This is a genomic window from Defluviimonas sp. D31 (genome assembly GCF_033436765.1).
Lineage (GTDB): Bacteria > Pseudomonadota > Alphaproteobacteria > Rhodobacterales > Rhodobacteraceae > Albidovulum.
In genome coordinates this window covers 183,238-205,913 of the sequence record NZ_JAWQFN010000005.1, presented here as the reverse complement: position 1 = coordinate 205,913, position 22,676 = coordinate 183,238, and the positions used below count along the sequence as shown (strand labels likewise).

At 64.8% G+C, this 22,676-nt stretch carries 15 protein-coding genes and 4 pseudogenes; 12 read left to right on the top strand and 7 right to left on the bottom strand.

The genetic code is table 11. From position 1 onward, the window contains the following. Nucleotides 1-22 precede the first annotated feature (22 nt). Nucleotides 23-1,600 (bottom strand): BCCT family transporter, encoded by a 1,578-nt coding sequence (locus tag R5H32_RS11555; RefSeq protein WP_318338829.1) that lies wholly within the window; start codon nt 1,598-1,600, stop codon nt 23-25. 366 nt (nt 1,601-1,966) lie between these two features. Between R5H32_RS11555 and R5H32_RS11550 the strand changes: the two genes are divergently transcribed. From R5H32_RS11550 to R5H32_RS11520, 7 genes are all read left to right on the top strand, one after another. Continuing rightward, on the top strand, nt 1,967-2,860 hold the full coding sequence (locus R5H32_RS11550) for a LysR family transcriptional regulator (RefSeq protein WP_318338828.1): 894 nt from the start codon (nt 1,967-1,969) through the stop codon (nt 2,858-2,860). 135 nt (nt 2,861-2,995) lie between these two features. After that, on the top strand, nt 2,996-3,487 hold the full coding sequence (locus R5H32_RS11545) for an ester cyclase (protein ID WP_318338827.1): 492 nt from the start codon (nt 2,996-2,998) through the stop codon (nt 3,485-3,487). A gap of 26 nt (nt 3,488-3,513) precedes the next feature. Further along, on the top strand, nt 3,514-4,665 hold the full coding sequence (locus R5H32_RS11540; protein ID WP_318338826.1) for an ABC transporter substrate-binding protein: 1,152 nt from the start codon (nt 3,514-3,516) through the stop codon (nt 4,663-4,665). Nucleotides 4,666-4,734: 69 nt separating this feature from the next. Then, on the top strand, nt 4,735-5,727 hold the full coding sequence (locus tag R5H32_RS11535) for an ABC transporter ATP-binding protein (protein WP_318338825.1): 993 nt from the start codon (nt 4,735-4,737) through the stop codon (nt 5,725-5,727). Beyond that, nucleotides 5,727-6,653, top strand: coding sequence for an ABC transporter permease (locus R5H32_RS11530; protein WP_318338824.1), 927 nt, complete (start codon nt 5,727-5,729; stop codon nt 6,651-6,653). Before R5H32_RS11535 ends, R5H32_RS11530 begins: the two co-directional genes overlap by 1 nt. Then, nucleotides 6,643-7,449 (top strand): ABC transporter permease, encoded by an 807-nt coding sequence (locus tag R5H32_RS11525; protein WP_318338823.1) that lies wholly within the window; start codon nt 6,643-6,645, stop codon nt 7,447-7,449. Before R5H32_RS11530 ends, R5H32_RS11525 begins: the two co-directional genes overlap by 11 nt. A 23-nt stretch (nt 7,450-7,472) precedes the next feature. Beyond that, nucleotides 7,473-8,897: a gamma-aminobutyraldehyde dehydrogenase gene (locus R5H32_RS11520; RefSeq protein ID WP_318338822.1), complete on the top strand. Its 1,425-nt coding sequence runs from the start codon at nt 7,473-7,475 to the stop codon at nt 8,895-8,897. Between the two features lie 229 nt (nt 8,898-9,126). On the opposite strand, the pseudogene R5H32_RS11515 reads toward R5H32_RS11520, so the two are convergent. Then, nucleotides 9,127-10,189, bottom strand: a pseudogene (locus R5H32_RS11515) (IS5 family transposase); the annotation flags it as partial. Between the two features lie 71 nt (nt 10,190-10,260). Between R5H32_RS11515 and R5H32_RS11510 the strand changes: the two are divergent. The 3 pseudogenes from R5H32_RS11510 to R5H32_RS11500 form a co-directional block, all read left to right on the top strand. Beyond that, nucleotides 10,261-10,757 (top strand): annotated as a pseudogene (locus R5H32_RS11510) (nitrite reductase large subunit); the annotation flags it as partial. Next, a pseudogene (locus R5H32_RS11505) lies at nt 10,754-10,995 on the top strand (tRNA-(guanine-N1)-methyltransferase); the annotation flags it as partial. The pseudogenes R5H32_RS11510 and R5H32_RS11505, both read left to right, overlap by 4 nt. Next, a pseudogene (locus tag R5H32_RS11500) lies at nt 10,981-13,413 on the top strand (molybdopterin-dependent oxidoreductase). The pseudogenes R5H32_RS11505 and R5H32_RS11500, both read left to right, overlap by 15 nt. A 72-nt stretch (nt 13,414-13,485) precedes the next feature. Here the strand turns inward: R5H32_RS11500 and R5H32_RS11495 are convergent. The 3 genes from R5H32_RS11495 to R5H32_RS11485 form a co-directional block, all read right to left on the bottom strand. Next, a complete protein-coding gene (locus tag R5H32_RS11495) occupies nt 13,486-13,671 on the bottom strand; it encodes a zinc-finger domain-containing protein (protein WP_318338821.1) in 186 nt (61 codons plus the stop codon). 72 nt (nt 13,672-13,743) lie between these two features. Continuing rightward, on the bottom strand, nt 13,744-14,127 hold the full coding sequence (locus tag R5H32_RS11490) for a histidine triad nucleotide-binding protein (RefSeq protein WP_318338820.1): 384 nt from the start codon (nt 14,125-14,127) through the stop codon (nt 13,744-13,746). Nucleotides 14,128-14,134: 7 nt separating this feature from the next. Continuing rightward, nucleotides 14,135-15,712: a DUF5928 domain-containing protein gene (locus R5H32_RS11485; RefSeq protein WP_318338819.1), complete on the bottom strand. Its 1,578-nt coding sequence runs from the start codon at nt 15,710-15,712 to the stop codon at nt 14,135-14,137. Between the two features lie 140 nt (nt 15,713-15,852). Here R5H32_RS11485 and R5H32_RS11480 point away from each other — a divergent pair, with 140 nt between their 5' ends. After that, the gene (locus R5H32_RS11480) at nt 15,853-16,671 is read left to right on the top strand and encodes a sulfotransferase family protein (protein ID WP_318338818.1); all 819 of its coding nucleotides are present in this window, start codon (nt 15,853-15,855) and stop codon (nt 16,669-16,671) included. A 144-nt stretch (nt 16,672-16,815) separates the two neighbouring features. On the opposite strand, the gene R5H32_RS11475 is transcribed toward R5H32_RS11480, so the two are convergent. Continuing rightward, entirely contained in the window at nt 16,816-17,814 is a 999-nt protein-coding gene (locus R5H32_RS11475) for a TylF/MycF/NovP-related O-methyltransferase (protein ID WP_318338817.1), read from the bottom strand. Nucleotides 17,815-17,869: 55 nt separating this feature from the next. Further along, nucleotides 17,870-19,585: a hypothetical protein gene (locus R5H32_RS11470; protein WP_318338816.1), complete on the bottom strand. Its 1,716-nt coding sequence runs from the start codon at nt 19,583-19,585 to the stop codon at nt 17,870-17,872. Nucleotides 19,586-19,825: 240 nt separating this feature from the next. On the opposite strand from R5H32_RS11470, the gene polA reads away from it, so the two are divergent. Continuing rightward, nucleotides 19,826-22,645 carry a DNA polymerase I gene (gene polA / locus R5H32_RS11465; protein WP_318338815.1) on the top strand — a complete coding sequence of 940 codons (2,820 nt, stop codon included), beginning with the start codon at nt 19,826-19,828 and terminating at the stop codon, nt 22,643-22,645. The last annotated feature ends 31 nt before the right edge of the window (nt 22,646-22,676 follow it).

The following is a 22,676-nucleotide window of genomic DNA, read 5'->3' as shown; positions in this document are numbered from 1 at the left end:
TGACCCTCCTTTCCGCGCCCGGTCACGACGCGCTGTCCTGCGCCGCCTCGGCGGCGCCGGCCGGCCCGCGGCCCTCGATCTCGCCGCGTGCCTCGATGACTTCTGGCTCCTCGATCTCCTTGCGGATCTCCCGCATGAAGCCGACGATCTGCAAAAGCACGATGATCGCGAAGGGGATCGCCCCGGTGATGGCCATCGCCTTGGCGACGGTCACGGATTCGGTCACGAGCGTCGAGAAGGTGAGGACCGCGATCAGGATGCCCCAGATCATCTTCTGGATCACCGGCGGGTTGAGGTCCCCGTTCGTCGTCATCATCGACAGCACGAAGGTGCCCGAGTCCGCCGAGGTCACGAGGAAGATGAAGAGGAGCGCCGCCGCGAGCCCGGCGAGGATCGTCGCACCGGGGAAGTAACCGAGGAAGGCGAAGAGTGCGGCGAAGACGTCCTCGAAGATGATCTCCTTGAGACCGCCGCCACCGTACATCTCGATGTAGAAGCCCGCGCCGCCGAAGGCCGCGAACCAGAGCATCGAGAAGATGGTCGGCACCAGAACGACGCCGAAGATGAACTCGCGGATCGTGCGCCCGCGCGAGATTCGGGCGACGAAGATACCGATGAACGGCCCCCAGGCCAGCCACCAGATGAGGTAGGTGAGCGTCCAGCCCGAGGTCCAGCCGGTCAGCCCCTCGAACGGGTAGAGCGTGAAGGACTTGGTGATGATCGCGCTGAAATAACGCCCGATCGAGTCGACGAAGGTCTCCATGATGAACTGCGTCGGGCCGGCAAAGATGACCATCAGCATGATCGCGACCGTCAGCACCATGTTGATGTTGGAGAGGATCTTGATCCCCTTGTCGACGCCGGTCGTGGCCGACAGCATGTAGGCGACGAAGAGCGCGACGAGGATGATCATCGACATCGTGTTGTTCTGCTCGGTGCCGAAGGCGTAGTACATGCCCGAGCGCACCGCGAGCGCGCCCATCGCCAGCGAGCCTGCGAGGCCGAAGACGACCGAGATCACGCCGAGGATGTCGGCGGCCTTGCCGACCGTCTCGCCGGCCGGGCCCTTGAAGACATGCTTGATCGGGGTCGAGATCATCGAGGGTTCGTTGCGGCGGAAGGTGAAATAGGCGATCACCAGCGCGCAGCAGCCATAGATCGACCAGGCATGCAGGCCCCAGTGCAGGTTGGTGATGACCAGCGCCTCGCGGGCGGCCGCGGGCGTCTCGCCCTCCATCCCCGGCGGGGAGACGAAGTGGTACATCGGCTCGGCCGCGCCCCAGACCAGAAGCCCCGAGCCCATGCCGCCCGCGAACAGCATCGCGATCCAGGAGCCGGTGTCGAACTCCGGCTCCTCGTCGTCCTTGCCGAGGCGGATATGCCCGTAGGGCCCGAACGCCATGTAGCCGCCGAGCAGGAGGAACCCCGAACACATGGCGAGCCACATCCAGCCCGCACCGTTCAGGAGATAGCCGGTGAAGGCCTGCGCCGAACCGGTCATGCTCGACGGGCTGATCACGCCCCAGACGCCGATGGCGAGGCAGAGCGTCATGGCGACAATGAAGACTGTGTTGAAAGACGCGCCTTTGAACGATGACATCAAGTCACTCCCCTTGCTGGAGTTCGGTTCCGTGGGGTCGTGTCAATCTTCAAGTGGACGGCGAAAAGATATTTCGGTCAACCTTGACAATCTGATTGTTTTTATTTGGCGATTCGGTGCCGCGGTGCCCTTTTGCGCCATGAAACCTTGCGAACCCGGACGGCTCGCGCCTGTCCGGGGCGATCCGCCGTTCCATGCGGCTCCGTCCGGGCGGCCGTCGTTTCCGGACGGCGGCGACGGTGCATACGGGATCCGGGGGCGGCATCCCCGAGAAATCTGTTGCGCCGGATCGCTCGAGGCGTCTGGATGGCAGGTAGGCACCCTCTGGACGGGCGCCGCAACCGACGCGGATAAGGCAGATCCCAGATGGCCTTTACCCTGAGACAGCTTCAGTTCTTTGTCGCCGCGGCCGAGCACGGAAGCGTGTCGGGCGCCGCCAAGGCACTCGCGATCTCCCAGTCTTCGGTCACGGAAGCGATCAAGGCGCTGGAGGCCGATCTCGGCATCGTGTTGTTCGAACGCCGGGCGCGCGGCATTGCGATCACCAATGCGGGGCACCAGTTCCTGCGGCACGCGCGCAAGATCCGGGATGACGTCTCGGACGCCCGCCGTGCCTTCCAGCTTGAAACCTCTGAGAGGAGCGGCGAACTCAGGCTCGGCGTCACCTCGCTCGTCGCGGGATACGGGCTGGCGGAGACATTGTCACGGTTCCGGCGGACCTTTCCCTCCGTGCGGATCTCGGCCATCGAGGATTCCGGCGAGTATCTCGAACACCTCCTGATAGGCGGCGAAATCGACGTCGCCTTCCTTCTGGTCTCGAACATGCACAACCGCAGCGCCTTCCAGGTCGAGAGCATCGCCGCGTCGGCCATGCGGCTCTGGTTGCCACTCGGTCATCCGCTGGCCGCGAAGGAGGCGATCGAGCTCGACGAGGTGGCGCGCGAGCCATTGATCATGCTCTCGCTCGAAGAGATCGAGGAAAGCACCAACCGGCTCATGGCGTCGCTTGGAACCCGGCCGGACGTGGCTTTCCGGACCCGGTCGGTCGAGGCGGTGCGCAGCCTCGTCGCGACTGGAGTTGGACTCGCGATCCTACCGGACCTGATCTACCGGCCCTGGTCGCTTGAAGGCGACCGCATCGAGATCCGCGACGTCTCGGGCGACCTGCCCACCGTCCAGGTCGGCATGGCCTGGCGCCGTGGTGCGCCTCTGTCGCCGATCACGCGCGATTTCGTGCGTCTCGCGCAGGCGTCGTTCTGACCCGCGGCGTAGCTATCGGATAATCCGATAATAACCTTTTGTATTTTGCGTTTGCGAATTTTCGCAGGCGGCGCAGTATTTTCAGCGCGGAAAGAGTGCCGCAATTCACCTCTTTGAGGTGGTCAGGGGGAACTCATGTGGAGCATTGCTTCTCGGTCCGAACACGCGCTTCTGGTGTCGGCGGCTTTGACACTTTCGGCCGGGATGGCCTGGGCAGGCGGCCCGCTCGACACGGTCGAAGGCTACCTGTCGGCTTGGAACGCGCATGACAGCGCGGCGGCGGCCGCCTATCTCGCCGAAGACGTGCGTTATTACGACGCGTCCGTCGGTACGCCCGTTGAGGGGCGCGAGGCGGCCAAGGCACAGGTGATCGACGCCTTTCTCAACGCCGCGCCTGACGCGGTATGGAAGATCGAGGGCGCACCGATCGTGGAGGGCAATTCGGTGGCATTCGAATGGACCTTCTCGGGCACAAACACCGGCGCATGGTCTGACGGTACGGAGGCCACCGGAAAGGCCTTCAGCTTCCACGGCGCTTCGGTCTTTCGCGTCGACGGCGACGAGATCCAGAACCAGGCCGACTACTACGATGCGCTTGGGTTTTACAAACAGCTCGGGCTGATGTGAGCCACGGGCAAGCAGGGAGACGGACGATGAAGAAACTGTTAATTTCGACAACGATCCTGGCGTTTGCGGGGACTGGCCTCGCGCAGGCGCAGATGACCGAGGTCGGACCGGGCGAGGGGCAGCTCGATATCGTCGCCTGGCCCGGCTATATCGAGCGCGGCGAGACCGACGCCGCCTTCGACTGGGTGACCAAGTTCGAGGAGGCCTCCGGCTGCAAGGTCAACGTGAAGACCGCCAACACCTCGGACGAGATGGTGGCGCTGATGAACGAGGGCGGCTTCGACCTCGTCACCGCGTCGGGCGACGCCTCTTTGAGGCTGATCGCCGGCAAGCGGGTGCAGCCGATCAACGTCGACCTCATCCCTTCCTGGTCCACCGTGGACGACCGGCTGAAGGACGCAGCCTGGCACACGGTGAATGGCGAGCATTTCGGCACGCCCTACATGTGGGGCCCGAACGTTCTCATGTACAACACGGAGGCTTTCGGGGACAGCCCGCCGACCTCGTGGAACGTCGTATTCGAGGAGGTGACCCTGGCCGACGGGAAGTCGAACAAGGGGCGGGTGCAGGCCTATGACGGGCCGATCCACATCGCAGATGCGGCGAACTACCTGATGTTTCACAAGCCCGAACTCGGCATCACCTCGCCCTACGAGCTGAACCAGGAGCAATACGACGCCGCACTCAACCTGTTACGCGGCCAGCGGGAGCTGGTGAACCGCTACTGGCACGACGCCTTCATCCAGATGGACGACTTCAAGAACGAGGGCGTGGTGGCCTCGGGCTCGTGGCCCTTCCAGGTCAATATCATGCAAGGCGAAGGGCAGCCCATCGCATCTGTGGTTCCTGAAGAGGGGGCGACCGGCTGGGCGGACACGACGATGATGCATGTCGATGCGCCGCACCCCAACTGCGCCTACCTGTGGATGGAGCATTCGCTGGCGTCCAACCTGCAATCCGATCTTTCGGTCTGGTTCGGCGCGAACCCGTCCGTGCCGGCGGCGTGCACCGACGGGCGCGGCATGCAAACGGCGGAGGGCTGCACCAAGAACGGCCTCGACGATTTCGAGAAGATCAAGTTCTGGACCACGCCGGTGTCGAGCTGCGCGAGCCAGGGCGAGTGCGTGCCCTATTACCGCTGGGTCTCCGACTACATCGGGGTGATCGGCGGCCGCTGATCCTGCACCTGATCCAACGAAATCCGCCCGGCGGCACTTGAGCCGCCGGGTCAGAGAACCGGTATGTCCATGTCCTATGCTGTAGAATTCGACGAAGTCTCTCGCAGTTTCGGCGCGGTGCGCGCGGTCGACAACGTGTCCATCGCGATCGAGGAGGGCACTTTCTTCGCCATGCTGGGCCCGTCCGGCTCGGGCAAGACAACCTGCCTGCGGCTCATCTCCGGGTTCGAGCGGCCGAATGCGGGGCATGTGAGGATCTTCGGCGAGAATTCGGAGAACCTGCCGCCCAATCGCCGCCCGGTGAATACGGTGTTCCAGGACTACGCGCTCTTTCCGCACCTGAACGTCCGGGACAACGTCGCCTACGGGCTGATGGTGCAGGGCGTCGACAAGCGCAGCCGTCACGGCCGGGCGGACGAGATGCTGGCGCTCGTGAAGCTAGGCGATTACGGCGACCGCAAACCCGCCCAGCTTTCCGGCGGGCAGCGGCAGCGCGTGGCGCTCGCCCGCGCGCTCGTCAACAAGCCCCGCGTCCTTCTGCTCGATGAACCGCTCGGCGCGCTCGATCTGAAGCTCCGCGAGGCGATGCAGGACGAGCTCAAGGCGCTGCAAAAGCAGCTCGGCATCACCTTCGTCTTCGTGACCCACGACCAGGGCGAGGCGCTGTCGATGGCCGATCGCGTCGCGGTCTTCAACGACGGGCGGATCGTGCAGGCCGGCAGCCCGGAAGACATCTACCAGCGCCCGCGCACGCGGTTCGTCGCCGATTTCGTCGGCTCGGCCAACGTGCTGTCGCCCGCACTCAGCCAGTCGGCGGGCAGCGCGAAGGCGTGGCACAGCCTGCGACCGGAGTCGATGGAGCTTGCGAAGGCGGAAAGCGGACGCCTGGCCGGTACGGTCGCGTCGATACGCTACATCGGACCCGTCAAGCGCGTGACCGTGGACCTTGGCGGTGACCAGCTCACGGTGGCGGTTCCGGCGGAGCGGACGGTGCCGGAACCTGGGACGCGGGTCGGGCTCAACTGGAGCGACGCCTCGATCCACCGGATGGAGGACGAGTGATGGTCGCAAGCCATCAGGGCCTCGCCCAGCGGGTCTCGGACGCCTTCTGGCGCCAGCCTCGCCTGCTTCTGCTCGTCCTCTTGCTGCCGCCGCTCCTCTGGCTCGGCATCGTCTATGTGGGATCGCTCTTCGCCCTACTGGTCCAGAGCTTCTTTTCGATCGACGAGTTCACGGGCCTCATCAATTACGAGGTCACGCTCAAGACCTATGCGGAGCTGCTGCAGCCCGCCAATTTCGACATCATCCTGCGCACGACCCTGATGGCGGCCGCGGTGACCGTCGCCGCCGCGATCGTGGCCTTTCCGATCGCCTACTATGCCGCGCGCTACGCGAAGGGCCCGATGAAGGCGCTCTTCTATCTCGGCGTGATGCTGCCGCTGTGGTCGAGCTATCTCGTGAAGGTCTACGCTTGGAAACTGATCCTCGCCAAGGAAGGCATCCTGAACTGGATGGTGGAAGGGATCGGCGCGAGCGCGGTCCTGAACGCTGTGCTGTCGATGCCGGTGATCGGCGGAGGCTCCCTGTCGGTCAGCTACATCGGCACGTTCCTCGTCTTTCTCTACGTCTGGCTTCCCTACATGGTCCTGCCTGTGCAGGCGGCGCTCGAACGCGTGCCGCAGAACCTGCTGGAGGCGTCGGGCGATCTCGGGGCCAGCCCGGGCCAGACGCTGCGCCATGTGATCCTGCCGCTTGCCTTGCCGGGGATCATCGCCGGCTCGATCTTCACCTTCTCGCTGACGCTCGGCGACTACATCATTCCCCAGATCATCGGTTCCTCGCGGCTCTTCATCGGGCAGGCGGTCTATGCCCATCAGGGCACCGCCGGGAACATCCCCCTCGCGGCCGCCTTCGCCGTGGTGCCGATCGTGATCATGGGTTTCTATCTCTGGATGGCCAAGCGGAAGGGGGCGTTCGATGCACTCTGAGCGCGCCCCTTTGGGACTGAAGATCGCGGCCTTCGCCGGGCTCGCGTTCCTGCACCTGCCGATCATCCTGATCTTCGTCTACGCCTTCACGACCGAGGACCGATCGTACCAGTGGCCGCCCCCGGGGCTGACGCTGAAATGGTTCGGCGTCACCTGGAACCGCCCGGATGTCTGGGCCTCTCTCGGCCTTTCGCTGAAGGTCGCCGCGGTCTCCACCGTGATCGCCATCGCGCTCGGCACGCTCTGCGCGGCCGCCGTGAGCCGGGCGAAGTTCTTCGGGCGCGAGTCGATCTCGCTTCTGGTGATCCTGCCGATCGCCCTGCCCGGTATCATCACCGGCATCTCGCTGCGCTCGGCCTTTAACCTCGGCGACATCCCGTTCTCGACGCTGACGATCGTACTCGGCCACGCCACGTTCTGCATCGTCGTGGTCTACAACAACGCGGTCGCGCGGTTCCGCCGGCTGTCGGGGTCGCTCGTTGAGGCGTCGGCGGATCTCGGCGCGAACAGCTTCCAGACCTTCCGGCACGTGATACTGCCCAACATCTCGACCGCGCTACTCGCCGGGGGGATGCTCGCCTTCGCGCTGTCCTTCGACGAGGTGATCGTGACCACCTTCACCGCCGGCCAGCAGCAGACCCTGCCGATCTGGATGCTCGAAGAGCTTGTCCGGCCGCGCCAGCGCCCGGTGACCAACGTGGTCGCGATGGTCGTCGTGCTGGTGACCTTCCTGCCCATCCTGGGCGCCTATTACCTGACCCGCGGCGGCACCGAGACCGCCGGGGGCGGCAAATGACATCCGCATAGCGAGGATAAGACATGGATACCAAGCTCCTGATCAACGGCGCTTTCACCGAGGGAACAGAGACAAAAGAGGCGATCCTGAACCCGCGCAACGGAGAGGCGATCCTCCATCTGCCCGAGGCTTCGGCGGAGCAGGTCGAAGCGGCCGTCGCGGCGGCCTCGGACGCCTTCTCCGGCTGGGCGCGCACCTCGCCGTCGGCCCGCGCCGCGGCGCTTCTGAGGATTGCCGACCGGATCGAGGCCGAGGGCGAGGCCTTCGGACGGCTCGAGGCGCTGAACTGCGGCAAGCCGATCAATGCCGCGATCGGCGACGAGATCCCGGCGATCGTGGATGTCTACCGCTTTTTCTCGGGCGCGGCGCGCAACATGCACGGACCGGCGGCGGGCGAATACATGGAAGGCTTCACCTCGATGGTCCGCCGCGATCCGGTCGGCGTCATCGCCTCGGTCGCGCCCTGGAACTATCCGCTGATGATGATGGCTTGGAAACTCGCCCCCGCGATCGCCGGCGGCAACACCGTCGTCTTCAAGCCCTCCGAGCAGACGCCCCTGACCGCGCTCAAGCTGGCGCGGATCCTGGCCGAGGAGTTGCCGCCCGGCGTCGTGAACATCGTGACCGGGCGCGGCGAGACCGTGGGGAACGCGCTCGTCTCGCATCCGAAGGTCGACATGATCTCCCTGACCGGCGACGTCGCGACGGGCAAGAAGATGCTTCAGGCGGCGTCGAAATCGGTCAAGCGCACTCATCTGGAGCTTGGCGGCAAGGCGCCGGTCATCGTGTTCGATGATGCCGACCTGTCCGAGGTCGTCGAAGGGCTGCGCGCCTTCGGCTACTACAACGCCGGTCAGGACTGCACGGCGGCCTGCCGCATCTACGCCTCCGAGAAGACCTACGAGAAGCTCGTCGCCGATCTGACAACGGCCGTAGAAGGGATCGCCTTCGCGCAGAGCGACGACACGGTGAACGAGATCGGGCCCCTGATCTCGGCCCGCCAGCGCGACCGCGTCGCGAGTTTCGTCGAACGCGCGCGCGAGTTGCCGCATGTCGAGATCACGACCGGCGGCAAGGCTCATGGCGACAACGGCTTTTACTACACGCCCACCGTGGTCGCCGGGGCGCGGCAGGAGGACGAGATCGTCCAGCGCGAGGTCTTCGGCCCCGTGGTGTCGGTGACGCCGTTCAAGGATGTCGAGCAGGCGGTCGGCTGGGCCAACGACAGCGACTACGGCCTCGCGTCGTCGGTCTGGACCAAGGATATCGGGCGGGCGATGTCGACGGCGGCGAGGCTCCGCTATGGCTGCACCTGGGTCAACACGCATTTCATGCTGGTCAACGAGATGCCGCACGGCGGCTTGAAGAGCTCGGGCTACGGCAAGGATATGTCGATGTACGCGCTCGAGGACTACACGGCCGTGCGTCACGTGATGATAAAGCACTAGCGGACTCTGCGCGCCCTGCCTGATCGTCGTCGACCGTGCCGTCCGGAGGGCGCACACAAAACAGGAAGTGGCTGCGGGGACGCGCAGGAAATCACCGCGCAGCCGTGAACGGGACGGCCAGACCGACGAGCGCATTTCCTGCCCGGCGCGATCCTCGCCACATCGACCCGGCGTTGTTGCAAGAGTCGCGGTCTGGGCGTGATGCCCCCTTTGCCCGTTGATCTCGGGTGACGCGCTCGATCTTGGCTTGGCCGAGGGCGTTGAAGCGGTTCACGAGGACAATGCGGATGTGGATGTCGGCGGTCTGGCGGTCGGGGTCTCGCGATGCGATACTTTCGCTGACGGATTTGAGGCCGCGCAGGTTCAGCGCCACAGGGTCGAGCGAACCCGCGAGGGCATCTTCGCCTCGATCCGACAGCGGAGTGATAGCCAGGCCAATGCTTCCAGGTCGCCCGCCCGAAGCGTCTGGCCGCCCGGGGGATTTCGTTGCGCGCCGTTGCGGCAGGGCAGTCCTCCTTCCAAAAGCGCCCGTTCTTGCGGATGAGTACAAAAGCGGTGCCGCCACGCGCGAGGATCGCGGAGTGGCCGCGGCGGGTGTCGAAAGCCCCATCGCCGGTCACCGTGCCGATCGGTTGATCCGGCGGGATCTGGCCGAGCAGGTCAGGAAGGACGGGTCTGTCGCCTTCGCAGCTCGAGGTGAATTCCTCGGCCCGGATGTCGCCGGTGGCCGTGTCAATCGCCAGATGTACCTCGCGGTAGTGGCGTCTGCGATGGGTGCCATGCTTGCGGGCCAGCCATTCGCCGTCGCCCGGGAACTTGGTCCCCCCTTGCCGGTTCGCTCGAACCGGTGGCGCTTACCGGCTCGATGTCGACCATGAGGCTCAGCGGGCCCGGCGACCGGCGGCTCGAGATCCCGACGGCGATGTTCCTCTGCCTGCGGCTCAGGGTGGAGAAGCCGGGGACCGGCCAATCCAGCCCGGCCATCTGCAGGATGCTGGACACCATCCCCGTCGTCTGCCGAAGCGGTAGGCTGAACTTGCCCGGGGCTCCGCCCGTTCAGGGCCGAAACATGCCGCAGGCATGTTTCCGGGACGCCCTTCACCCTTCAGCATCCGGCAGAACTGTACCGCGGCATCGGAGAATACCGGCGGTCGGCCTGAACGCCCGGCCCTGGGGGCAAGCCACACCATGTCCTTGTCGAGCCTGATCAGCAGTGATCCGCGACGCCTCAGCGCTTCATTGCAGGGCTTCCAGCTCGTCGCGCGGTAGCGAGCAGGTTCGGGCTTGTTCATGCCGGGCGTCTTAACCTGCCGGATTCGCTACGTGAATCCCGCCGCTGCCGAGTTCTGAAACAACGCCCATCGGCACGCAGGATTCGACCGGCCTCGGGGTGAAGCTCGAACAGGCGCTCTGGGGCTCGTGGACGCCGCACAAGGTCAAGCCCTCTCCGGCTGCCCGCGCAACTGCGCCGAGGCGACCTGCAAGGATGTCGGCATCGTCTGCGTCGACAGCGGATACCAGGTCGGTGTCGGCGGTGCTGCCGGGATGGACGTGAAGGAGACCGAGCGGCCCGCCGGCGTGAGGACCGAGGAGGAGGCGATCGCGCTCACCATCGCCTTCGTCCAGCTCTACCGCGAGAACGCCAAGTACCTCGACCGGCCCTACAAGTGGATCGCCAAGGTCGGGCTCGACTGGGTGAAGGCGCGCGTCGTCGACGCCCCTGAGAGCCGCGCCGCCCTGATCGAGCGGTTTCGGATCAGCCAGTCCGTCTACCAGAGGGCCCCCTGGGCGGACCATGTCCAATCCGATCGGGCGCGCTGCGCGCCGCTCGCCAATCTCATGCTGGAGGCCGCGGAATGACCACCTCGAACGACATCGGGGCGGTGGACGACATCCCCACACGCGGCGCCCGCGTGGTCAAGACCGCTGAGGGCTGCGTCGCGGTCTTCCGCACCGCCGCCGACGAGGTCTTCGCGCTTTCCGACCGCTGCACAGCTGGGTCTTCAGCCTCGAGACCGGGCAGGCGCAGGGTGCCGACGCGGGCGAGGTCCCGACCTATCCCGCCCGGCTCGAGGGCGGGCGGATCCTTCTCGACGCGCCCGGCATCCGCACCACCTGCGCCTATTGCGGCGTCGGCTGCGGCGTGATCGTGGCACCCGACGGAGCGGGCGGCTTCGCGGTGCGGGGCGATCCGGATCAGCCGGCAAACAGCGGTCGGCTCTGCTCCAAGGGCACGGCGCTGGCCTAGACGCTGGGCCTCGACGGCCGGCTTCTCGCCCCTCGGATCGGCGGCCGCGAGGCGGGCTGGGACGCGGCGCTTGATCTGGTGGCGGACCGGTTCCGGCAGACCATCGCCGTGCACGGTCCGGATGCGGTGGCCCTCTACGTCTCGGGCCAGCTCCTGACCGAGGATTACTACGTCGCCAACAAGCTGATGAAGGGGTTCATCGGGTCGGCCAATATCGACTCGAATTCGCGTCTCTGCATGGCCTCGACCGTCGCCGGCCACCTTCGAGTATCTGGAGGAGGCCGATCTCGTCGTCCTTGTCGGATCGAACCTCGACTGGTGCCACCCGGTCCTCTACCAGCGGATCGCTGCCGCGAAGTCGGCGCGGCCCGAGATGCGGGTCGTCACCGTCGACCCGCGCCGCACCGCGACCTGCGATCTGGCCGATCTGCACCTCAAGATCGATCCCGCCGCCGACGTGGCACTGTTCAACCGCCTGCTCGCCGCCATTGCTGACAGAGGTGCGGTCGACCCGGACTTTGCGTGCCATCTCGAGGGTTTCGACGAGGCCGCCGCCGCCGCCCGCGCCGACAAGGGCAAAACCGGACTCGGCGAAGCGGAGATCGCGGCCTTCCTCGACCTCTGGATCGGCACCGAGAAGGTCGTGACGGTCTTCAGCCAGGGCGTGAACCAGTCCGCCTCCGGCACCGACAAGGTGGGCGCGATTCTCAACGGCCACCTCGCGACCGGCCGCATCGGCAGGCCCGGCATGGTGCCGTTCAGCGTCACGGGCCAGCCCAACGCGATGGGCGGGCGCGAGGTCGGCGGGCTCACCAACATGCTTGCCTGGCACCTTGAGATCGAGAACCCCGATCATCGTCGCCTCGTGCGCGAGTATTGGGAGGCGCCGGCGATGCCTGAGAAGCCGTGGAAGGCGGTCGAGATGTTCAGGGTGGTTGCCGATGTACGCATCAAGGCGCTCTGGATCATCGGCACCAATCCCGCGGCGACCCTGCCTGATGCGGACGCTGTGCGCGACGTCATCGCGGGATGCGACTTCACCGGAGTCAGCGACCTTTTAGCCACGACCGACACTACGCGCCTCGCCGATATTCTGCTGCCGGCCGCAGGCTCGGGCGAGTAGGACGGCACGGTGACCAATTCCGACCGCACGATCAGCTGCCAGCGCCCCTTCCTGCCCGCGCCCGGTTCTGCCCGGCCCGATTGGGCGGTCCTCGCCGAGGTCGGGCGCCGCATGGGCTGGGCCTCCACCTTCGACTATGCCGCGCCGGCGGAAATCCTCCGCGAATACGCCGCGCTTTCCGGTCGGGCGGCGGCACACAGGTCCGCGACTTCGACATTCCCGGTCTCTCCGCGCTCGACCAGGCCGCATACGATGCGCTGGCGCCGGTTTGCTGACCGGTGAGCGCGACCCGGACCGGCGGGCGCTTCTTCGCCGAGGCGGGCTTCTTCACGCCGAACGGCAAGGCGCGAATGGTGCCCGTCATCTCGCGCGGACCCGCCATCGCCGACGGCTGCTACCCCTTCCGGCTCAACACCGGCCGTATCTGCGACCAGTTGCACACGAGGACCCGCACCGGAAGGGCGCCCCGGCCAGGTCTTCGCACCGATGCATTGGACCGTCGAGCACGCCCCCACGGGCCGCGTCGGCGCGCTCGTCTCGCCCGTCACCGACCCGGTCGCGGGACGGCCAGAAAGCAAGGCCGGCGCGGTTATCCTGCGCGCCTAAAACGCCGCTTGGTACGGCTTCGCGGTCACCCGGGCCGATGCGCTGCCAGATACGGACCATGCCGCGCGGACACTGGTCGCGAGCGGCTGGCGCATGGAGCTTGCCGGTGCCACTCTGCCAACGGACTGGGAGGCTTTCGCCCGCACCGCCTTCGGTCTGCCGTCCGCCGAGGCCAAGAACGTCGTCGACCGCGCCCGGGGCGGGTGGCCTTGATCGCCGAGGGTAGGGCGCTGGCCGCGCTTTTCGCCGGGCCGGAGCCCGTGGCGGTCTCGCGCGAGCATCTGGCCAACCAGCTTGGCAGCGCCGGTCTGGAGACCCTTGCCGGTTAGCCGGCCGCCGGTCGACCCAACCCCGGCGCGACGTTCTGTTCCTGTTTCGGCATCGGCGTGAACACGATCGTGGAGGCCGTGCTCGCCCAGGACCTGCTGTCGGTCGAGGCGGTGGGCGCGGCGATCGGCGCGGGAAACAATTGCGGATCCTGCCGGCCGGAGATCGCCTCGCTCCTGAGGCGCTTTGCGACGAGGGTCGCGGCGGAATGACCGGCCGCCTGCATCCGCGCCGTCATCCGGGCTCGCCTGGGCGGCCCGCCTCAGGCGGCCTGGACGGCGCCGTCAGTGGTCGTCGTGGGCGTGGTCGCGGTCGATGACGTATTTCTTGTCGCAATAGCCGCACTCGACGAAACCCGTCTCCTGCGGGATCGTCAGCCAGACGCGCGGATGGCCGAGCGCGCCCTCGCCGCCGTCGCAGGCCACTTTCCAGGAGGACACGACCTCGGTCTCTGGGGCGGGGATGGGCATGGTCTGGGCTCCGTCACGAAAGTTTGCGGCATGATAGCGATTGTAGGTGGATGGACAAGCGCGCGCCGCCTGTCAATCCACCCGCTTCAACATCGACCCAAGCACCCGGCCGCCGAGGATATGCATGTGGTAATGCGGCACTTCCTGCACGCCATGTGTCCCGGCATTCGAGATCGTCCGGTAGCCTTGTCCGCCGTCGCCGGGGCGGATGCCGAGCGTCTCGCAGACCGCGGCCGCGCTGCGCATGAAATCGGCGATCTCCTCTGTCGAGGCCTCGGCGGAGAAGTGGTCGAAGTTCACGTATTTGCCCTTCGGGATCACCAGCACATGGACCGGGGCCTGCGGGCCGATGTCGTGGAACGCGAGCGTATGCTCGGTCTCTAGCACCGTCTTGTTGGGGATCTCGCCGCGCAGGATGCGGGCGAAGACATTGGTGTCGTCGTAAACGTAGGCCATGGCTTCCTCAATCGTCGAACATGTGCTCTTTTGCCGCGATCTCGCGCGCGGCGCCTACCGAAATATCGAGAAACGCCGCCAAAGGCACGGCGTTTTCCTCCACGGAGCGGCCCTCGCGGATCCGGTGGAGATGAGAGAAACCGGAATCGCGGATCCGGTCGCTCTCGTGGCGCAGGTCGTGGCGGATCGACGGCAGGAGCCGGCCGAGCGCCTCTGCGCCGGTGTGTTCGCCCGCGAGGCCAACTCGGCGGGCATGGCCGGCGAGGTTGTCGTCCGAATACCGGCAGTCGACCTCGAGGATCCGCACGGTCGCCCGGTCCGAGCAGAAATCCTGCATCAGATCGATGCTCGAGGGATCGAGGCATATGATCAGCCGGTCGGTCCGGTGATAGCCGTAGAGCATCCGCATCAGCGCCCGGTGGTGACGGGCGCGCTTTTCCAGTGTCGTCTCGATGCCGCCGAGATCGGGCAGGGGCGTCCCTTCCTCGTTGAACAGGTACTCGATCACCGGCACCTGCGCGACCTGCCCGGCGCGCCGGGCGAGCCGCTTGGCGACATGCCATTTCTTGCACACCACGATCATGAGCTCGCGATCGGCGCCGAGGCTCGCCTCGGTTTCCCAGAACCGCCGGGCGAAGCGCCGACCCGAGCGACCGCGCCCCGCGAGGAACGTGTAAAGCCGCTCCCCCTCGTTCGAGATCCGGAACTCGATGCCCCGCGCCGCATAGAGATCGCCGAGCCGCGCCTTCAGTTCACGCGCGTCCGGGCTGATCTTGCGGGCGAAGAGAAAGTCCTGCCCCAGGAGGAGGTCGTAGTGGTCATTGTAGAGCGTCACCGGCATCCCGTAGTCGGTGAACATCTTGAAGGTGAGCGTTCGGGACCGGATCTCGCGTTCTGGGACGAGGTGACGGACCAGCGTCTGGAAGAAGGTTTCGTCGGGGATCCAAGTCGTTCGGAAGAACCGCATGACGTCGCGCCGGCCGCGCGTGAATTCGAACACCGCCTCGACAGTGTGGCGCCTCAGGCACCACCATTGGCTGCCGATCATCATCTGCAGGTCGGCTGGAGGCGTCCGCCTGAGGCCGAGCCGCCTTTGCAGGTTCAGCGAGGCATAGAAGAGCCGCTTGTGGCGGCGTTCGTTGAACGGGTGGCGATAGATCAACCGGTCTTCCTTGATTCCGGTCTTGATCCAGTCGGAGTCGAAGAAGTCGAAGCTTTCGACATAGTCCACATCCTCGGCGTCGAGGAAGGCATGCACATACTCGGCGGACTTGATCGCCATGCAGTCGCCCGACAGCAGCAGGAAATGCGTCGCGTCGGGAAAAGAGTCGAGCGCGGCGCGGGTCGCGTTCAGCGTACCCTGCACGAGGCTCCAGCCGCCCCAGCCGCACCGGACCCTCTGCCGCGCGAAGGTGACATTGGGATTGCCGGCCAGTTCGGCGCGGATCCGCGCGTAGTCGGCGGGATTCGCGCGCGCGTCGAAGTGGATCGCCATGCAGTCGCCGGTCGCGGTGAGCCGCCGGGCCTGGTCGATGATCCCCTCGGGATCCCGGTGGCACAGCAGTATGAAGGCGATTCTTGCCATTGGTGAAACCTGGAAGACGCTGCTTGGCTGTTTGTGGGGCTAATTACCCCCAACAGCCGTTGAAAAGACAGTGCTTCTTTGCTCTTTATGCAGCAATTCGTGCGCGGGTTGCGATGCGGCCCGGTTTTGGAGGCGATTTCATGGGTTTTCCCGGCACCTGGATGACGGAGAGCGAAAGCGTGGTCTACCGCGTGGTGCCGAAATGCGCCTGCTCGACGATCGGCCAGATCATGTTCTACTCCGATCACGGGCGTTTCTTCGACGGGGATATCCATGACTCGACCTCGGGCATGCACAAGTGGGCGCAGGAACCGAGCCAGCCCTTGATCGAGGCCAACGTGAAGGCCCATCGCAGCTACACCTTCACCTGCGTGCGCAATCCCTACACGCGGATCCTGTCGTCCTTCTTCGACAAGATCTGCGGCATCCAGAGGAACGGCAAGCGTTACCGCGGCAATCTCGTGCCGCTCCTGACCCAGAAATACGGCATCGAGGTCGGCACCCCGGAAACCGGGTTCGATTTCGACCAGATCAAGTCGTTCCGCCGCTTCCTCTTGTTCGCGCGCGACACGATCCGCTGGAAGCGGCCGATGGACCCCGACATCCACTGGTCCGCGATGTCGGGCCATGTCGCGACACTGATCGCCAACGGCGGGCGCTATAACTCGATCATCTTCACCGAGACCTTCAACGACGGCATGCAAAAGGTGCTCGACGCCATCGAGACTCCGGTTCCGGTGGACCTCGCCGCGATCCCGCGCTTCAACGAGAGCGAGGGCCACGGTCCGAAGCGCGCCCATCCGGTCGAAGCCTATTTTGACGACCTCTCGATGCATATCGTCTACGAGATCTACAAGCGCGACTTCGAACTCTTCCGCTACGATTTCGAGAACCCGGCGAACAAGATGCCGAAGGGCGAAGTCGACCTCGACGAGGTTCATGCCAAGCTCAACGAATAGCGTCCGTCGTCAGTTTGTCTGATACCCGAAGGCTTGCCAAAACACTCAAGCTGACCGAGGTAAAGGGGATTGTCGCGGTGCCTTCCTCATCACTTTCATCGCCTTACTGAAAACGTGGTAAGAAACCGCGCGGAGCGTGGTCCTTCAGTGACGGCCCGCCTTTTCCAAGCGGCGGCGTTCGAGGTTTTCCAGTTGCCGTTGTTTCTCAAGCTTCTTACGCTCAACAAGTCTTAATTCTCGTTCACGCTCCTGCTCGGCCAGCCGTTCCTGACGTTTTTCGAATGAGCGAGTGCGCACGGTTTCCTGCTTCGTGAACCCCTTGATCATCCGCGCGATCCGTGCGCGGTAAGCAGGATCATGCATCGGTCCACAGTCGATCGGCCCTTTGGTCAGTCGGCAGCTAGCCTGCACCCAGTATCCCTCTCGGATATCGTCATTCCAAGTCGGGTGGTTGCCTTTATGAAAAAACGCGGTCGTTTCTTCGGGCGATCGCAGGTGGTGGTCGTAGCAGATCCACTCTACTCCAAGGCCGGTGCGCTCACACATCTCGAACAGCGCGAGGCTTTCGTTCCACATGTAGTCAGCGTAATTGATCAGCTCGTCGAAATAAATGACGACACCGGGCTTTAGCCTATTGTGCTTTTCCAACGCGCTGAAGATGTCGACGGTCGAGGAATAGAGGTCGCAGTCGATGTTTACGAAGGCGACCTCACCAGAAGTGTTGGCTAGAAAAGGATCGAGGGAGTCTGAGAAATACCCCTTAACGAGCGTCACGTTATTGGGCGTGTCGGGCATTTCGATGACTTTGAACGGTTTCTGCCAGTCAATTCTGCCGTCATCCGGGAAGCCCTCGAAGCTGTCGAAACCGTACCATCTTTGATCGGGAAAGCGTGCGGCGCACATTTGGATGGACTTGCCGCGCCACACGCCGAATTCGAGCCGAAGGCCGGATGCGCCTCCTACGATATCAACGGTCGATTTCAAAACGTCAGTGGACGATGACGGTTGCAAGTCGGGCGCACGCAACGCCTTAACGCGCATCTTCTCCCATTCCTGAAGCAGAAAGCCCATATAGCGCTCCATGGCGCTAGGGGGCTGGCTAGCCTCGCCGATCCTGCGATCACCTAAAGTTTCCGAAGTCATGGTGGGTTCCTGTGATGGTTCTGGCTTTTGGGGCCACTGATCGCGTTGTACTTAATTATGCAGCCTTCGCGCCCGAGGCGTTTCCAACGCTCCGGTTCATGAAATCAGCAATCTTGAAATAGCCGGTTCTGGTGTAATGGTCGCTGTCGGCGAACTCCTCCGGGAGCAGCAGCGTATCGATATCGACAAACACCGCCTCCGGATTGTCCGCGCAGAATTCGCGGCACATCGTGTTGAAGGCCAGGCGCATGTCGCGCGTTCGTTCGGCCTGCTGACCGTGGTCGGCCACGGCTGAGAGGATGAACAGCAGCGCGCCCGGCTTCTTATGGCCATAAGCATGGGCGAAGGCCTGGCGCGTCAGGTCGAGCCGGTCCTCGAGCGGCAGGCGGCGGTGGAACATCTCCTTGGCGAAGCGCAAGGCGTGATCGGGGTCCTTCATCAGCCGCTTGAGCCGACGCGGAGGTACCGTTCCCCAGTACTTGCCGCCGAACTCCTTGCCGCCGAAGGTGAAGAGGTTGTCGGATGGCACCGAGAAATACATCGAGAGAAGAACCAGATCGGCTTCACCAAGGCTCCGGTCGAGGTTCAACATGTCGTCATAAGACCAGCCTATGAAGTTTCTTAATGCCCTCGAGTGCTTCAGCTCCATGTCGCGCGGGTTGATGAAGAATCCGACATCGTCGTAGCGGACGAGGAGCCCCATCTCGTCCTGCTTGTTCACGAATTCGTCGCGGTTGGTGCCGCAGTAGAACGAGACCTGCAGCAGATCGCAGCCACCGACGAGGACAAGTCGTTTCTGCTCCTCTTCCACCGCGGCGTCGAAATCCGCGACTTCGGTGATCCAGTCGACCTCCTTGTCTGCGTCGAGGTCGCCCGACACGGGGCCGACGATCTTGAACTCGGGCTTGTTCAGATATTGCCAGACCCATTGCTCGACGCCCATGTTGAGCGTCCGGCACGAAAAAGCGAAATGGTGCACCGTCGTGCCCGAGAACTTCGTCCGCACGCAGAAGAACCCGACGATTCCATAGTCGCCGTAGCGGTCCTTCACCTGGATCAGGCCGGCATGCATGCCGGACGTCTTCAGAAGATTGTCGAGGTCTGCCCGCTCCTTGTCGGTGTTCGCGCGGACCTTCGTGAAGTTGAGCTGGTTCGTCCGGTTCAGCAGCTCCAGAACCCGGTCCATCTTGTCGTCGATGTCGGTGATGATGCGGATCTGGATTTCGGACTGCCGCAGGAAATCCTCGTTCGACAGCCCGCTCGACTTCATCTCGGCGAACTTGCCTTCCATCACCCGGTATTGCTTGAGGCGCGAATGCTCGCGGTCGTCCTTGCCCTTCATCTGCGGCAGGTCGAGAAGCCCGGCAAGATCGAGGGTTGCGTCGACGCACATGATGCCTTCGTTGAAGAAGGTCGTTTCTTCAAGATTCAGGTGGTTGTCGTCGAGAAAGAGCGCATTCTCCGCCCGCAGACCCATGCGTTCCAGCATGGTGTTGATGGCCTGGCCCTTCGGCGTCCAGTCGATATGCGGGAAGACGAACATGTCCCAGATGCCAAGCTCCTCCAGCTTGGCCTTGGCGGTGTCGAAGTCGTTCTTGGAGCAGATCGAGCACATGATGCCCCGGTCGACAAGCGTCCGCACCATCTCGACATGAGCGGGGATCGGCTCGATGCCCTCTTCCGAAAGCGTTCCCTTCCAGAATGTTTCGTCGAGGTCCCAGATCACGACCTTGACCGGCGCATTGATGTTGGAAAGCGGATGCTTCGACATAGATTGTGCCTGTTTTTGGCTGCCCCTGAGGACATGTAACGCGCGCCACTTGATGAGGCAACCGCGACGAGAGTCATCCTTGCGCTGCTGTGGCGCCAAGCGTTGCCGGATCAACCGGCCGCCCTATCCGGAGGATTCTGAACTGCTCTCGAACGCACCTCTAAGCAGGGCCGCCGGCCGCGGGTGGCGTTCCCGCGAGGATCGTGCGAATAGTCGGTCACGAGCAGGACGGGGGGCGACATGACATTCGGCAAGGGCTGCCATCTGCATCTGATCGACGGTTCCGCCTTCATCTTCCGCGCCTATCACGCGCTGCCGCCGCTCACGCGCAAGTCCGACGGGCTGCCGATCGGCGCGGTGGCGGGGTTCTGCAACATGCTCTGGTCCCTGCTCAGCCAGAACAGCGGCAAGGACGGCCCGACTCATATCGCCTGCGTCTTCGACTATTCCTCCAAGACCTTCCGCGACGACATCTACGACAAGTACAAGGCCAACCGGCCGGACCTGCCGGAGGATCTGCGCCCGCAGTTCCCGCTCACGCGCGAGGCGACGCGGGCCTTTAACGTCGCCTGCCTCGAGCTTGAGAACTACGAGGCCGACGACATCATCGCGACGCTCGCCCGGCAGGCGACCGAGGCGGGCGGCGAGGTGACGATCATCTCGTCGGACAAGGACCTGATGCAACTCGTCGGCGGCGGCGTCGAGATGTTCGACGCGATGAAGAACCGCCGGATCGGCATTGAAGAGGTCGAGGAGAAGTTCGGCGTCAAGCCCGACCGCGTGGTCGACGTGCAGGCGCTGGCCGGGGATTCGGTCGACAACGTGCCCGGCGCGCCGGGGATCGGGGTGAAGACCGCCGCGCTTCTCATCAACGAATACGGCGATCTGGAGACGCTTCTGGCGCGCGCAGAGGAGATCAAGCAACCGAAGCGGCGCCAGGCGCTGATCGACAATGCCGAACTCATCCGCATCTCCAAGCGGCTGGTGACGCTCGACGCGCATACGCCGGTCGCATGGACGCTCGATGAACTCGAGGTGAAGGCGCCCGAGGCGGAGCCTTTGATGGACTTCCTCGCGCAGATGGAGTTTCGCACGCTGACGAAGCGCGTCGCCGAGGCGCTGAAGGTCGAAGCCCCGGCGATCCCCGAGGCGCCGGCGGTGCCGGTCACGCACGAAGCCGCCGAGGCGCCGCCGCAGGCGGTCGCCGAGGCGGCGCCCTTCGACACCGGAAAATATGAATGCGTCCGCGACGCCAAGGCGCTCGCGCGCTGGATCGCGGCGATCCGCGACCGCGGTTATGTCGCAGTCGATACCGAAACCACCAGTCTCGACGAGATGCGGGCGGAACTTGTCGGCATCTCGCTCTCGGTCGTGCCGGGCGAGGCCTGCTACATCCCGCTCGGCCACCGGCAGGGCGGCGGCGATCTTTTCGGCTCGAACGAACTGGCCGAGGGGCAGATGGCGCTCGACGAGGCGCTCGGGCTTCTGAAACCGGTGCTGGAGGATGATGCGATCCTCAAGATCGGCCAGAACATGAAGTACGACTGGAAGATCTTCGCCCGTCACGGGGTGCGGGTGGCCCCGATCGACGACACGATGCTGATGTCATACGCGATGCATTCGGGGCTGCACAACCACGGCATGGACGGGCTTTCCGAACGCTATCTCGGCCATGCGCCGATCGAGATCAAATCGCTCCTCGGCACCGGCAAGTCGGCGATCACCTTTGACCGGGTGCCGATTGACGAGGCGGTGAAATACGCCGCCGAGGATGCCGATGTCACGCTCCGGCTCTGGCAGGCGTTCAAGCCCAACCTGCACCGGGCGCGGGTGACGACGGTCTACGAGACGCTGGAGCGCCCGCTGGTGCCGGTGCTTGCCGAGATGGAGATGGCGGGCATCCTCGTCGATGCGGCGACGCTCAACCGGATGTCGAATGCCTTTGCCCAGAAGATGGCCGGGCTCGAGGCTGAGATCCAGGAGCTCGCGGGCGAGCCCTTCAACGTCGGCAGCCCCAAGCAACTCGGCGAGATCCTCTTCGACAAGATGGCGCTTCCGGGCGGGCAGAAGGGCAAGACCGGGGCCTATTCGACGGGTGCGGATGTCCTTGAGGACCTCGCCGCCGAGGGGCACGACCTGCCGGCCCGCGTGCTCGACTGGCGCCAGCTGTCGAAGCTCAAGTCGACCTATACCGACGCTCTGCAGAGCCATGTGAACCCCGAGACGGGCCGCGTCCACACCTCCTACGTCATCGCCGGGGCCAATACCGGGCGGCTCGCCTCGACCGATCCGAACCTGCAGAACATCCCCGTCAGGACCGAGGAGGGGCGCCGCATCCGCGAGGCTTTCGTCGCCGGGCCGGGAATGCGGCTCGTCTCGCTCGACTACAGCCAGATCGAGCTTCGAATCCTCGCCCATGTCGCCGATATCCCGGAGTTGAAGACGGCGTTCCGCGAGGGCGTCGACATCCATGCGATGACGGCTTCCGAGATGTTCGGCGTGCCGGTCGAGGGCATGGACCCGATGGTGCGGCGCCGGGCAAAGGCGATCAACTTCGGCGTGATCTACGGGATTTCCGGCTTCGGCCTCGCCCGCAACCTGCGCATCCCGCGCGCCGAGGCGCAGGGCTTCATCGACCGCTATTTCGAGCGGTTCCCGGGGATCAAGTCCTACATGGACGCGACCGTGGCCTTCGCGAAGGAGCACGGGTATGTCCAGACCCTTTTCGGCCGCAAGATCCATACGCCCGAAATCAACGCCAAGGGCACGACGGCGGGCTTTGCCCGGCGCGCCGCGATCAACGCGCCGATTCAGGGCGCGGCGGCCGACGTGATCCGGCGCGCGATGATCCGCATGCCGGAAGCGATAGAGGGCCTTCCCGCGACGATGCTTCTGCAGGTCCATGACGAACTGCTCTTCGAGGTCGAGGAGGGCGCGGTGGACAGGCTCATCAAGACCGCGCGCGAGGTCATGGAGGGGGCGGCCCATCCCGCCGCCCATCTCGACGTGCCGCTCGTGGTCGATGCCGGGCAGGGTGCGAACTGGGCCGAGGCGCATTGAGCGGCGCTTTCGGCGCGTGCCGCGTTGCCCT